This window comes from Rhizobium sp. AG855 (assembly GCF_003610655.1).
Classification (GTDB): Bacteria; Pseudomonadota; Alphaproteobacteria; order Rhizobiales; family Rhizobiaceae; genus Allorhizobium; species Allorhizobium wuzhouense.
Genome location: NZ_RAQG01000003.1, coordinates 1,573,810 through 1,586,898 on the forward strand (window position 1 = coordinate 1,573,810; position 13,089 = coordinate 1,586,898).

A 13,089-nucleotide genomic window follows, 5' to 3' on the forward strand; every position below is an offset into this window, starting at 1 on the left:
ATTACTGACGTCGGGCGATGCGATCTTCGGAGAGCGTGGGCTCGTTCACCGCGCCCTCGACCAGAGCCTGCATGACGGCTGCCGGCTCGGCCGGTTTGTAGTCGGGCGTTACAAGGCCGGCAGAGATCAACAGCTTCACACCCTCTTCCGGGCTCATGTCGAGCAGCATCAGCTTGCTGCGCGGCACGAACATCAGGAAACCAGCGGTCGGGACCGGCGTCGGCGCCAGGAAGACGGCGACCATTTCCTCGCCATTCTGGTTGAGCTTGACGGCGATCTCGCCCTTGGCATCGGAGGAAATGAAGACCAGTGCCCAGGTGCCGGCGCGCGGAAACTCGATCAGGCCCACCTTCTTGAAGGACGTGCCCTGCTCCTTCAGCACCGTCTCGAATATCTGTTTGGTGCTCTTGTAGACGGTGCGCACCAGCGGCATGCGGTTGAGGATGTTTTCGCTGTAACGGACGATCGAGCGGCCGATCAGGTTGCGGCCGAGAAAGCCGACCAGGGTGATGAAGAGAAGCGCAATCAACAAACCGGTGCCGGGGACTGCAAACTTCAGGTAGGATTCCGGGTTGTAGCGATCCGGGATATAGGGCTTCACCCAGCTGTCGGCCCAGTGGATGAAGGTCCAGGTCAGATAGATGGTGATGGCCATTGGCGCGCAGATGATCAGGCCGGTCAGGAAGTTGTTCCTGAGCCGGGTCGCCATCGAGATCTTGTCCGAGATATCGCTCATGGAACCGTCATTGTGCGATGCGGGAATGCGTCGATAGGCGCGACAATGACCGAGCCGACCGGGTCGTGCAATAGCTAGATCTGGGATGAGTGGCACCGAACCGCCGCAGTCCGCACGGTTCGCGCCTCACATCACCCGTTGCCTCACTCAACTGTGACCGATTTGGCCAGATTGCGGGGCTGGTCGACGTCCGTGCCCATGAAGACCGCCGTATGATAGGCGAGCAGCTGGATCGGAATCGAATAGACCATGGGCGAGATGATCTCGGCCACGTCTGGCAGCACGATCGTTGCCATGGTCTCGAGCTTGGAGGCCGCCGCGCCTTTGGTGTCGGTGATGAAGATGATCCGGCCGCCCCGCGCTGCCACTTCCTGCATATTCGACACGGTCTTTTCGAAGAAACGGTCGAAGGGTGCGATCACGATGACCGGCATGTTTTCGTCGATCAGGGCAATCGGTCCATGCTTCAGCTCACCGGCGGCATAACCTTCGGCGTGGATGTAGGAGATTTCCTTGAGCTTCAACGCCCCTTCCAGTGCCAGCGGATAGCTCGTGCCACGGCCGAGATAGAGCACGTCCTTGAATTTCGACAGATCGCGCGACAGGGCCTCGACCTGTGGCTGAACAGCGTTCAGCACCTGGCTCATGATGCGCGGCATCTCGGACAGGCTCTTCACCAGTTGCTTTTCCTCGACCTCCGTCAGTGTGCCGCGGGCGCGACCGGCGGCAACGGCGAGAGACGCGAGTACGGCGAGCTGGCAGGTGAAGGCCTTGGTCGAGGCGACGCCGATTTCGGGACCGGCGAGGATGGGGAAAATCGCATCCGACTCGCGGGCGATGGTCGATTCCTTGACATTGACCACGGCGCCGATCTTCAGGCCGTTGTCACGGCAATAGCGCAGCGACGCCAGCGTATCGGCGGTTTCGCCGGACTGGGAGATGAAGAGGGCAGCCTGATCCGGCCGCAGCGGCATTTCACGGTAACGGAATTCCGAGGCCACATCGATTTCGACTGGCAGGCGGGCATAACGCTCGAACCAGTATTTGCCGACGAGGCCGGCAAGATAGGCGGTGCCGCAAGCGGAGATCGCAAGGCCGCTCACCGAGGCAAAGTCGATGCCCCCCTCCATCGGGCGCACCGTATGCTCGGCCAGATCGACATAATGCGACAGAGAATGAGAGATGACCTCGGGCTGCTCGTAAATCTCCTTCTCCATGAAATGACGATGGTTGCCCTTGTCGATCATGTAGGCGCTGGCCGAGGAGATCTGGATCGGACGGTCGACGGGGTTGCCGTCGAGATCGAAGACATGGGCACCCTGCTTGCCGAGGATCGCCCAGTCACCGTCATGCAGATAGGCGATGCGGTTGGTAAAGGGCGAAAGCGCGATCGCGTCTGAGCCCAAGAACATTTCGTCGTCGCCATAACCGATGGCGAGCGGCGGGCCGGAGCGGGCTGCCATGATGGTCGAGGGATCGTCGTTGAAGACCACGGCCAGTGCATAGGCACCCGTCACGTGCTGCAGCATCTTGTGCATGGCTTCGCGGCGGCCCAGTCCATCACGACGGTATTTTGCCAGGAGCTGGGCCACAACTTCCGTGTCGGTCTGGGTCGAGAAGACCGCGCCTTCGGCGGAAAGTTCGTCCTTGATTTCGGAGAAATTCTCAATGATGCCATTATGGACGACGGCAACACCCTCGACGAAATGCGGATGGGCATTGGTTTCGTTGGGAATGCCGTGGGTTGCCCAGCGGGTGTGGGCGATGCCGATATTGCCGGGCAGCGGATCTCCGGCGAGCTTCGTTTCGAGATTGAACAGCTTGCCTTCGGCGCGACGGCGATCGAGCTTGCCGTCATGGATCGTGGCGACACCGGCGGAATCATAGCCGCGATATTCGAGCCGCTTCAAGGCGTCGACGAGACGCTCGGCCACGGGCTTGTTACCGACGATGCCAACAATGCCGCACATGAAATTCTCCGTTCCGAATTCTTACGGCTTTTTCCCTAGCGGTTTTGCCGCAATAGGCAATCAGGCCACAGGTCAAATTGCATTTCGTCCCGTAATGCAACGCAGCATAACGAGTCGTGAGGTTAGCCGTTGCTGTTTTACTGGGCGCTTTTCTTCGCAGCCTTGATCGCAAGATTGCGCTCGCGAATGGCTTTTGCGCGGCCTGGCTTGAGCTCCTGGCGAGCACGACCAAAGGCCAAAGCGTCTGCTGGCACGTCTTCGGTAATCACGCTACCGGATGCGATCAGCGCGCCATCGCCGATGGTGACGGGAGCGACAAGCGAGGAGTTGGAGCCGATAAACGCCCCTGCCCCGATGATCGTCTCATGCTTGTTGACGCCGTCGTAGTTGCAAGTGATCGTGCCGGCACCGATATTGGTCTCGGCGCCAACAGTCGCATCGCCGATATAGGTCAGATGGTTGACTTTTGCGCCCTTGCCGATGTCTGCCTTCTTCACTTCGCAGAAATTGCCGACCTTGGCGCCTTCCGCAAGATTGGCCCCCGGGCGCAGACGGGCGAACGGTCCCACCGTCGCGCCGGCCGCGACATGGGCGCCTTCGAGATGCGAGAAGGCATGGATCACAGCGCCGCCCTCGACGGTGACGCCAAGGCCAAAGACGACATTGGGCTCGATCAAGGCATCCTGACCGATCACCGTGTCGTGGCTGAGAAAGACGGTTTCGGGAGCGATCATCGTGACACCCGACACCATGAGTTCGTGGCGCCGCCGCTCCTGCCAGATGCGCTCCAGGACAGCGAGTTCGGCGCGGTTGTTGCAGCCGGTCAGCTCGCTTTCCGGCGCATCGACGGCCACGACGCGGCCACCGTCGGCACGGGCGATCTCGACGACATCCGTCAGGTAGTACTCACCCTTGGCATTGGCATTGCCGATGCGTTTCAGATAATCGAGCGCCTTCTTGCCATTGATCGCCATCAGCCCGCTGTTGCACCATGTGACGGCACGCTCGGCATCCGTCGCGTCCTTTTCCTCGCGGATCGCGACAAGTTCGCCATTCTCAACCAGAAGCCGGCCATAACCGGTGGGATTATCCGTGTGGAAGCCGATGACAACGACATCGGCTCCGGCCGCAAGCGCCTCGCGCGCGGCTTTCAGTGGTGCCGCTGTGATCAGGGGGACATCGCCATAGGCCACCAGGATGTCGTCATAACCGCGAGAAATCGCCTCGCGTGCGGTGAGCACCGCGTGGCCCGTTCCGAGCCGTTCCGTCTGAAGCACGCTGTCAACAGCCATGCCGTCGAGCTTGCCAGCCGCTGCCACTTTCTCCGCATCCCGTCCAAGGACGAGTACGACGTCGGAGACGCCGGACGCAGCGATCGACGCCATCACATGGGCAATCATCGGGCGGCCAGCGACCGGATGCAAAACCTTGGACATCGACGATTTCATGCGGGTACTGTCACCAGCGGCGAGGACGACGGCAAGGCATTGACGGGTCATGGTTTACTCCAGGGGAATGACGGCGCATTTTCAGTAGCGCCCCGATCCTGCACCCGCAAGCCTTAATCGCCGCGTGTTCAGCCCTGGGCGGAGGGCCTGCTGAGGGCGGCAATCGCGCTCTGTCGACCGAGTTCGATCACGTGGCGCATGGCGTCGCAGGCACCCGTGGAATCCTTCCGTTCGATGGCATCGACGATCGCCAGATGCGAGAGCGCGATTCCATCGCGCGGGTGATTGCCATGTTGGCTATAGGCCAGCGTGAAGGCACCATCCAGCGAGGTCTTGATGAATCCGATCATGCTTTCCATGAACGGATTGGCACTGACAATGAACATCAGAACGTGAAACTTCAGATCAGCCTCCACCTGCTGGCGGTAGGACAGGTTGGAAGCACCCAAGGCGTTCGCATAGTGGCGCAGCTCGCCGCAATCCTCGGCGGAAGCATTGGTTGCCGCCAAAGCCGCCGCCGCCGGTTCAAGCACGAGGCGCACATCATAGAGGTGGTTGAGGAATTCGGCGCTCACTCCGGCGCGAAAATGCCAGTGCAGAACGTCTTCGTCGAGCAGGTTCCAGTGACACTTCTCCGTCACGCGGGTTCCCACCCGTGACTTTGCCACGACGAGACCCTTGGCTGTCAGCGTCTTCATCGCTTCGCGCAGCACGGAGCGCGACACGTCGAACCGCTCCTCCAGTTCACTATCCCCCGGCAGGGTTTCGCCGACCGCGTAAGCGCCTGACACGATGGCGTGGCCCATTTGATCGACCACTTTGGAATGGCTTGTCCGCAGCAGCGTGGCAGCCTTCAGATCGCGAACTTCATCCCTACGCATAACCGGCACCTCCAGCATTCTTTGCGGCTCTTATACGAAGGTTCTATAACGGTGAAGAGTGTTTGCGATTCATTTGTTCCATTTTGACGCAGAAACAAGAAAGGGCGCCGAAGCGCCCCTTCCCAGACAGATATGACGATATTCGTTTACTGCGGAAGCTTGTCGTCGACGCCTTCAATGTAGAAATTCATGCCGAGAATGGTGCCGTCATCAGCGGATTCACCTTCCTTCAACCACGGCGTGCCGTCCTGCTTGTTGATCGGGCCAGAGAACGGCTTCAATTCGCCGGACTTGATCTTGGCTTCCGTCTCCATCGCCATCGCCTTCACGTCATCCGGCATGTTGGTGTACGGCGCCATGGTCAGGATGCCGTCCTTCAGGCCGTCGAAGGTCTGCTGGGAGGTCCAGGTGCCGTCGAGGATCGCCTGGGTGCGCTTGATGTAATACGCGCCCCAGGTGTCGACGATCGAGCTCAACTGGGCCTTCGGGCCTGCCGCAATCATGTCGGAGGCCTGACCGAAGGCCTTGATGCCGCGTTCTTCGGCAACCTGCATCGGTGCCGTCGTGTCGGTGTGCTGGGTCAAAACGTCGACGCCCTGGTCGATCAGAGCCTTGGCGGCGTCGGCTTCCTTGCCGGGGTCGAACCAGGTGTTGACCCAGATGACCTTCAGCTTGAACTCAGGGTTCACGGTGCGGGCGCCGTGCAGGAACGCGTTGATGCCGCCGACGACTTCCGGGATCGGGAAGGAGGCGATGTAACCGGCAACGCCGTTCTTCGACATCTTGCCGGCGATCTGACCGTTGATGAAGCGGCCTTCATAGAAGCGCGAGTTGTAGGTCGCGACGTTCGGCAGGGTCTTGTAGCCGGTGGCATGCTCGAACTTCACGTCCGGGAATTTTTCGGCGACTTTCAGGGTGGCGTCCATGAAGCCGAAGGAGGTCGTGAAGACGACGGCGCAGCCGGAGCGGGCCATGCGCTCGATGGCGCGTTCGGCATCCGGGCCTTCCGGAACGTTTTCAAGATAAGGCGTTTCGATCTTGTCGCCGAAATGCTCCTGCAGCGTGGTGCGGCCGAGTTCGTGGGCCTGCGTCCAACCGCCGTCGGTCTTCGAGCCGACATAGACGAAGCAGATCTTGGTCTTGTCCTGAGCGGCTGCCGGCGCCGCGACGCCGACAATGGCGGCTGCAGATGCAGCAAGCGCGAAGAGGAAGTTCTTCATAGTGTACCCCTGTATGGTTAGGTTGAGCCTGAAGTGATTTCTATCGGTCGGGCACGAAGGGCTTGCCGAGGCAGGCCGGCGTGTTGATCAGCGTCGTGCGGCGATTATGGGAGATTATGATCAGTACGACAATCGTCGCCGCATAGGGCAGCGCCGACATGAATTGCGAGGGAAGGCCGATGCCGAGGGCCTGGGCGTGCAACTGCCCGATGGTCACCGCGCCGAAAAGATAGCCGCCGGCAAGCACGCGCCAGGGCCGCCAGGCGGCAAAAACGACGAGGGCGAGCGCGATCCAGCCGCGGCCGGCCGACATGTTTTCCACCCATTGCGGCGTGTAGACCAGAGACAATTGGGCACCGGCAAGGCCTGCACAGGCGCCACCAAACATCACGGCGAGATACCGCGTGCGGATGACCGGCAGGCCGAGCGTATGGGCCGAGCCGTGGCTGTCGCCGATGGCGCGCAACTTGAGACCCGTGCGGCTTTTGAACAGGAACCAGTTCACACCGATGATCAGCGCGATCGAGGCATAAAAGAAGATGTCCTGACGGAAGAGGATGGTGCCGATCACCGGAATATCCGAGAGGAGCGGGATCGCGATCGGCTGCATCTTCACGCCGGGCTGGCCGACGACGGTCTCACCAACCATGCCGGACACACCAAGGCCGAGAATGGTGAGCGCCAAGCCTGTGGCGACCTGGTTGGCAACCAGGGTCAGCGTCAGGAAGCCGAAAAGCAGCGAGAAGGCGGCGCCCGAGACCACACCGGCAAGCACGCCGACATAGGGTGAGCCGGTCGCCTTGGTGGCCATGAAGGCGCAGACGGCGCCGACGATCATCATGCCCTCGACGCCCAGATTGAGCACGCCGGAGCGTTCCGTCACGAGTTCGCCGATTGCGGCAATGACGAGCGGCGTGGAGGCTGTGATGACCGTGAGCAGGATGGCTTCAAAGATCATGACGCGGCCTTCGTCGATGCAGAGCGGGCGCGGTCGAAAACGATGCGCACCTTGTAGAGAATGAGCGTGTCGCAGGAGAGCACGAAGAAGAGCAGCAGGCCCTGGAAGACGCGCGTTACCTTGTCGGACACGCCGATCGAAAGCTGGGCTCCTTCGCCACCAAGATAGGTCAGGGCGAGCACGAAGCCGGAGGCGATGATGCCGAGCGGGTTGAGGCGACCGAGGAAGGCGACGATGATCGCGGTAAATCCATAGCCCGGCGAGATCGACGGCTGCAGATGGCCGATCGAACCCGAAACTTCGGCGATGCCGGCAAGGCCAGCAAGCGCGCCCGAGAACATCATGGAGAACCAGACCATCTTGCGGCCTGAGAAGCCGGCGAAGCGCCCTGCCCTCTCGGACTGGCCGAGCACGTTCACCTGAAACCCCTTGAGCGTGTAGCGCATCATGAACCAGACGGCGATGGCGGCGAGGATCGCAAAGACGATGCCATAATGGGCGCGCCCCGAGGCCAGCACCTCCGGCAGGACGGCTTCGGTGACGAAGGAACGCGACTGCGGGAAATTGTAGCCGGCCGGGTCCTTCCAGATGCCGCGTGTCAGCCAATCGAGGAAAAGCTGGGCGATGTAGACCAGCATCAGGCTGGTCAGGATCTCGTTGGTGTTGAAGCGGGTCTTCAGAAGGGCGGGAATGGCGGCATAGGCGGCGCCACCGATCGCGCCCATGACCATCATGATCGGCAGAAGCAGCGGCGAGTGCCATTCGTAGAAGGTGATCGGCACGATGGAGCCGACGATGGCGCCGACCGTGAACTGGCCCTCGGCTCCGATGTTCCAGTTGTTCGAGCGATAACAGACAGAGAGACCGACGCCGATCAGGATCAAGGGCCCGGCCTTGATCGCCAGTTCATGCAGCGACCAGACCTCGAGCAGCGGCTCGATGAAGAAGCTGTAGAGCGCGGAGACAGGGTCCTTGCCCAATAGCGCAAACATGATGCCGCCGAAAAGAACGGTGAGGGCGAGCGCCAGCAGCGGCGACACCACGGCGAAGACGGAGGATTGGCGGGCGCGCCGTTCGAGTTCAATGCGCATGGGCGCTCTCCGCTTTAGACGACTGCACCGCCTCCGGCCCGTGCACACCGCCCATCAGGATACCGATGCGCTCGCGCGTCATGGTAACGGCGGGATAGGCCTCCGAGAGGCGGCCTTCGGAGATCGCGGCAATGCTCGTTGCCACTTCGAAGATCTCGTCGAGATCCTGGCTGATCACGATGACGGCCGATCCGCTCTTTGCGAGATCGACCAGCGCCTGGCGGATGCGGCTGGCAGCGCCTGCATCGACACCCCAGGTCGGTTGATTGACCACGAGGACAGATGGCTGGCGGTCAAGTTCGCGACCGACGATGAATTTCTGCAGATTGCCGCCGGAGAGAGAGCCAGCCGCCGGATCGTCGCCGCTTTTGCGCACGTCCATCATTTCCGAAATGCGGCGGGCGGCTTGCTGGACGAGACCATGCCTGATCAGGCCAAGCCTGCCGCCCGACAAATAGGCGGAGCGGTCTGAGGCATTGCGCGACAAGAAGAGATTTTCCGAAAGGCTCATGGCCGGCACGGCCGCGTGGCCGTGGCGTTCTTCCGGCACAAAACCGGCACCGAGCAGGCGACGCTCGTTGATCCCGAGACGGCCAACGGCCCTGCCGCGCAGGCGGATCGCCTCGGCGTCACGCACCGGATATTCGCCGGAAAGAGCATCGAAAAGCTCGCTCTGACCGTTGCCGGCAACCCCCGCGATTGCCAGCACCTCTCCGCCACGCACCGTGACCGAGACGTTCTTCAAGGACATGGCGAATGGCGTTCGCGGGCTGACCGAGAGATCGGTGACCTGCAGCTGGATCTCACCATTGGCCGATGGCTCGACCTTCTCCACGCCAGCCACTTCGGCACCCACCATCATGCGGGCGAGCGACGCGGGTGTCTCCTGACGCGGATCGCACGCGCCGGTCACCCGGCCGTGGCGCAAGACCGTGGCACGGTCGCAGATCCGCTGGACCTCTTCGAGACGGTGGCTGATATAGAGAACCGAGCGACCCTCAGCCTTGAGTTTGAACAGGGTTTCGAAGAGCTTGTCGGCTTCCTGCGGCGTCAGAACCGACGTCGGCTCGTCAAGGATGATCAGCTTGGGGTTCTGCAGCAGCGCGCGCACGATCTCGATGCGCTGGCGCTCACCGACGGAGAGATCCGCGACATGGGCGTCAGGATCGAGCGGCAGGCCATAGGCAACCGACAATTCGGCCGCCTTCTTCGAGAGATCGGAGATCGAGATCTTCTCATCAAGCGACAGCGCGATGTTTTCGGCAACCGTCAGCGCTTCGAAGAGAGAGAAATGCTGAAAGACCATGCCAATGCCGAGACGGCGCGCGGCGGCGGGATTGGGAATGACGGTCTCCTTGCCAAGCCAGGAGATCGCGCCCGCAGAAGGAGCCAGGATGCCGAACAACATCTTGACCAGCGTCGACTTGCCGGCGCCGTTTTCCCCCAGAAGCGCGTGAATTTCACCATGGCCAATCGAAAGATCAATGCCGTCACAGGCCTTGAAACTGCCGAACAGCTTCGTCAATCCGGTCACGGACAAGAGCGGTTCTTGCCCCTCGGGCATTGGATGCGGCACGGGTCCCCCTCGCTTTCGCAGGCTTGAGGCCGGGTCTTGCGCCCGGTCCATCGCTCAATTCATAACCGGTTTGCGGCAGCGCACAATATATAGGCAGAAGTTTTTTTTGGTTTTGCGCAGGCTTGATGCAGCACTGTCTCAGCGCGACCGTCCAAGCTGCGGGAAAAGCTGAAGGATACCGCCGATAACATAGAGGTAGATGCCGGTCACGATCGTGCCCGCGACGACCCAGGCCGGCGTCTCGAAATGCAGGAGCAGTGCATAGCCGGCAAAGGCGCACCAGAGGAAAAACACCGCCAGATTGAGCGTTCGCAGCCGCTTGACGCGCACGGGATGCAGGAAGTGGATCGGCAGAAATGTGAGGAAGACCGAAAGCAGCACCACCACAAGCGCCGTCGTCGCACTGGCATCAATGACAAAGAGCGTGAAGATCACCATGTTCCAGACGACGGGGAAGCCGGAGAAGAAATATTCATCGGTCTTCATGCCCATGTCGGCATAATAGATGGCGCTCGAAACGACGATCAGGCCGGCTGCGACGAAGGACCAGGGCTCGCCGATCATGCCGCTCTGGTACAGTGCGAAGGCCGGCAGGAGCACGTAGGTCACATAGTCGATGATGTTGTCGAGCGTGTCGCCGGACCAGTTCGGCAAAACTTCCTTGACGCGCACCTTGCGGGCGATAGGGCCATCGATGCCATCAACCAGAAGCGCCAGCCCGAGCCACCAGAACATATCGACAAAGCGACGTTCGCCAGCGGCAACGACGCCGAGAAAGGCGAGAAATGAGCCCGATGCCGTCAGCATGTGCACCGAGAAAGCCCGAATTTCGGCATAGGGCACACGCTTGTAGTTAAAGATCTTCATGCCGGCTCCACGTCGACCATCCTTTGGCGATCCCCGGTATCGACTGAATTGGCGTCATTTGCAACAAGCCTTGCCCGCTATGCCCGGATTTCGACCGCAGCGCTTACCGCTCGGCTGCGCCATTTCGGCCCATGGATTTCGACCTGCGGTCGGCATAGATAGGAAGGACGACAACACGGGAATGAATGAGATGCAGCAGAAAGTCGACATCGCCGTCGTAGGTGCCGGTCCGGCGGGCCAGATCGCCGCCATCGCCATGGCACGCGGTGGCCGCCGTGTCGCCCTGGTCGGGCCGCAGCCGGATGGTTCGGATCGCCGCACGACGGCACTGATGCATCAATCGCTCGACATGATGGCGCGGCTTGGTCTCTGGGACGAACTGCAGCCCCATGCCGCAGCCCTCCAGACCATGCAGATCATCGATGGCACGAAGCGCCTGTTGCGCGCACCGACAGTCGCCTTTCGCAGCGCCGAGATCGATCTGCCGGCTTTCGGCTACAACATTCCCAATTCCGCTCTTCTGGAAAGTCTCGCCACAGCCGTTGCAGCCGAACCGCTGATCGAAAGGGTGACGAAGAGCGCCGAGGCCATCGTGATCAGCGACGGCGATGTCCGCATCGACATTTCCGGTGGCGACGACATCATCGCCGATTTTGTCATTGGTGCCGACGGACGGCGGTCGAAGACGCGCGACAGCGCCGGCGTCGGCGTGAAGACGTGGTCCTATCCCCAAACGGCGGTGGTGCTGAATTTCAGCCACAGCTTGCCCCACCAGAACATCTCGACCGAGTTCCACACCGAATCCGGTCCTTTCACTCAGGTCCCCCTGCCGGGCCTGCGCTCGAGCCTCGTGTGGGTCGTGACGCCGAAGGAAGCAGAGCGGCTGCTGGCATTGGAGCTCGTGGCGCTGTCGACGGAGGTGGAGACGCGCATGCAGTCGATCCTCGGCAAGGTCACCGTCGAAGACGGCGTGCAGGCCTGGCCGCTGTCCGGGATGACCGCCGAGGTTTACGGCAAGGGGCGGGCCGCCTTTGTCGGCGAGGCAGGCCACGCCTTCCCGCCGATCGGCGCGCAGGGGCTGAACCTCAGCCTGCGCGACATCGCGGCGCTGGAAGACATCCTGATCGACCGGCAATCTGCCCCCATCGCCCGCGACAGCGGCGACCGGTTTCATGCGAAGCGCCGGATCGACATTGCAAGCCGCACCGCAAGCGTCGATCTTCTGAACCGTTCGCTGCTGTCGTCCTTGCTTCCCGTGCAGATGCTCAGGGCCGCAGGCTTGCAGGTGCTGGCAAGCGTTGCGCCGCTGCGCAACCTCGTGATGCAGGAAGGCGTGGCACCCGGACGCGGCCTGAAAAGCCTGCCGACGATGTTACGGGAAAAGATCCGGCGGTAACATTCCGCCCTTGATCGCAAAAAGCAGAGCCGAAACCGAGAAGACCGAAATCACCGTTGTGATCAGGATCGTGGCCGACGCCCTTTCCTGCCACACACCGTATTGCTGTCCGATGACGAAGACATTGGTGGCGGTCGGCAGGGCTGCCAGCAGGATCGCGGTATAGACCCACAGCGGGTCGAAATTGCCCACAGCGCTCAGAACCACATAGACCAGAACCGGATGGACGAGGAGCTTGATCGGCACGATATAGCCGATCTCGACCGGAATGCGTTTGAGCGGGCGCAGCGCCAGTGTCACCCCCATGGCAAAGAGCGCGCAAGGGGCCGCAGCCTGGGCCAGATAATCGATGAGACGTTGCAGAGCGAGCGGCGGTTCGAAGGCGACGGCTGCGGCAAGGAAGCCGACAAGCGTTGCAATGATGAAGGGATGTGTCAGAATTTTTCGCGCGACGTCGAGGGCTAGACGTGACGGCGGCCGGTCGTCTCCACCGGCAAAAGCCATCAGGGCGGGTGCCGCGATGAAATGGGCAGCATTTTCGAAGCAGAACACGAGTGCAACCGGAACGGCGGCTTTCTCGCCGAAGGCGAGCAGCGCGAGGCCCGGCCCCATGTAGCCGATATTGCCATAAGCACCGGCCAGCGCCTGAACGGTCGATTCGGCGATGTTGTTACCGCGAACATATCGACCAATGACAAAGACCAGAGTGAAGATGGTGTAGGTCGCGGCCAGACAGGCGGCGATGAAGTCGATACGCGTCAGCTGCTCAATGGGCGTTCGCGACACCAATTTGAAGAACAAGGCCGGGAGGCTGACGTAGATCACGAAGAAGTTCAGCCAACCCAAAGCCTGGGCCGAATGATCGCCAAGCCGACCGGAGACGTAGCCTATCAGGATCAGGCCGAAGAACGGCAGTACCAGCGCGACGATGTCCGCCATCGGCATT

Annotated in this window: 11 protein-coding genes; 1 reads left to right on the forward strand and 10 read right to left on the reverse strand. The window is 61.4% G+C overall.

Annotated features, from left to right (window positions below):
* Position 1: 1 nt before the first annotated feature.
* From DFO46_RS07600 to pcsA, 9 genes are all read right to left on the reverse strand, one after another.
* Complete coding sequence (locus DFO46_RS07600; RefSeq protein ID WP_245422530.1) at positions 2-736, reverse strand: DUF502 domain-containing protein; 735 nt, start codon at positions 734-736, stop codon at positions 2-4.
* Positions 737-879: 143 nt separating this feature from the next.
* Complete coding sequence (gene glmS, locus DFO46_RS07605; protein ID WP_110790435.1) at positions 880-2,706, reverse strand: glutamine--fructose-6-phosphate transaminase (isomerizing); 1,827 nt, start codon at positions 2,704-2,706, stop codon at positions 880-882.
* Between the two features lie 137 nt (positions 2,707-2,843).
* A complete protein-coding gene (glmU, locus tag DFO46_RS07610; protein WP_120276886.1) occupies positions 2,844-4,205 on the reverse strand; it encodes a bifunctional UDP-N-acetylglucosamine diphosphorylase/glucosamine-1-phosphate N-acetyltransferase GlmU in 1,362 nt (453 codons plus the stop codon).
* Positions 4,206-4,282: 77 nt separating this feature from the next.
* On the reverse strand, positions 4,283-5,035 hold the full coding sequence (locus DFO46_RS07615) for a FadR/GntR family transcriptional regulator (RefSeq protein ID WP_120276887.1): 753 nt from the start codon (positions 5,033-5,035) through the stop codon (positions 4,283-4,285).
* Positions 5,036-5,181: 146 nt separating this feature from the next.
* Positions 5,182-6,255, reverse strand: a complete 1,074-nt coding sequence (locus tag DFO46_RS07620) for a BMP family ABC transporter substrate-binding protein (RefSeq protein WP_110790432.1) — start codon at positions 6,253-6,255, stop codon at positions 5,182-5,184.
* 40 nt (positions 6,256-6,295) lie between these two features.
* Positions 6,296-7,213, reverse strand: a complete 918-nt coding sequence (locus tag DFO46_RS07625; RefSeq protein WP_120276888.1) for an ABC transporter permease — start codon at positions 7,211-7,213, stop codon at positions 6,296-6,298.
* Positions 7,210-8,304 (reverse strand): ABC transporter permease, encoded by a 1,095-nt coding sequence (locus DFO46_RS07630; RefSeq protein WP_120276889.1) that lies wholly within the window; start codon positions 8,302-8,304, stop codon positions 7,210-7,212. Before DFO46_RS07630 ends, DFO46_RS07625 begins: the two co-directional genes overlap by 4 nt.
* A complete protein-coding gene (locus DFO46_RS07635) occupies positions 8,294-9,868 on the reverse strand; it encodes an ABC transporter ATP-binding protein (RefSeq protein ID WP_120276890.1) in 1,575 nt (524 codons plus the stop codon). Before DFO46_RS07635 ends, DFO46_RS07630 begins: the two co-directional genes overlap by 11 nt.
* Before the next feature lie 150 nt (positions 9,869-10,018).
* Complete coding sequence (gene pcsA, locus DFO46_RS07640) at positions 10,019-10,747, reverse strand: phosphatidylcholine synthase (protein ID WP_110790428.1); 729 nt, start codon at positions 10,745-10,747, stop codon at positions 10,019-10,021.
* Between the two features lie 190 nt (positions 10,748-10,937).
* Here pcsA and DFO46_RS07645 point away from each other — a divergent pair, with 190 nt between their 5' ends.
* Positions 10,938-12,143 (forward strand): UbiH/UbiF family hydroxylase, encoded by a 1,206-nt coding sequence (locus DFO46_RS07645; protein WP_120278177.1) that lies wholly within the window; start codon positions 10,938-10,940, stop codon positions 12,141-12,143.
* On the opposite strand, the gene DFO46_RS07650 is transcribed toward DFO46_RS07645, so the two are convergent.
* Complete coding sequence (locus DFO46_RS07650) at positions 12,120-13,082, reverse strand: AEC family transporter (protein ID WP_120276891.1); 963 nt, start codon at positions 13,080-13,082, stop codon at positions 12,120-12,122. The two genes, DFO46_RS07645 and DFO46_RS07650, sit on opposite strands and share 24 nt — an antisense overlap.
* Positions 13,083-13,089 lie beyond the last annotated feature (7 nt).

Bases quoted from the DNA above. Each gene is read 5' to 3' on its own strand.
- DFO46_RS07650 (WP_120276891.1), bottom strand. From the start codon at position 13,082: ATGGCGGACATCGTCGCGCTGGTACTGCCGTTCTTCGGCCTGATCCTG.
- DFO46_RS07635 (WP_120276890.1), bottom strand. From the start codon at position 9,868: ATGCCCGAGGGGCAAGAACCGCTCTTGTCCGTGACCGGATTGACGAAG.
- DFO46_RS07600 (WP_245422530.1), bottom strand. From the start codon at position 736: ATGAGCGATATCTCGGACAAGATCTCGATGGCGACCCGGCTCAGGAAC.
- DFO46_RS07615 (WP_120276887.1), bottom strand. From the start codon at position 5,035: ATGCGTAGGGATGAAGTTCGCGATCTGAAGGCTGCCACGCTGCTGCGG.
- DFO46_RS07625 (WP_120276888.1), bottom strand. From the start codon at position 7,213: ATGATCTTTGAAGCCATCCTGCTCACGGTCATCACAGCCTCCACGCCG.
- glmS (WP_110790435.1), bottom strand. From the start codon at position 2,706: ATGTGCGGCATTGTTGGCATCGTCGGTAACAAGCCCGTGGCCGAGCGT.
- DFO46_RS07645 (WP_120278177.1), top strand. From the start codon at position 10,938: ATGCAGCAGAAAGTCGACATCGCCGTCGTAGGTGCCGGTCCGGCGGGC.
- DFO46_RS07630 (WP_120276889.1), bottom strand. From the start codon at position 8,304: ATGCGCATTGAACTCGAACGGCGCGCCCGCCAATCCTCCGTCTTCGCC.
- glmU (WP_120276886.1), bottom strand. From the start codon at position 4,205: ATGACCCGTCAATGCCTTGCCGTCGTCCTCGCCGCTGGTGACAGTACC.
- pcsA (WP_110790428.1), bottom strand. From the start codon at position 10,747: ATGAAGATCTTTAACTACAAGCGTGTGCCCTATGCCGAAATTCGGGCT.
- DFO46_RS07620 (WP_110790432.1), bottom strand. From the start codon at position 6,255: ATGAAGAACTTCCTCTTCGCGCTTGCTGCATCTGCAGCCGCCATTGTC.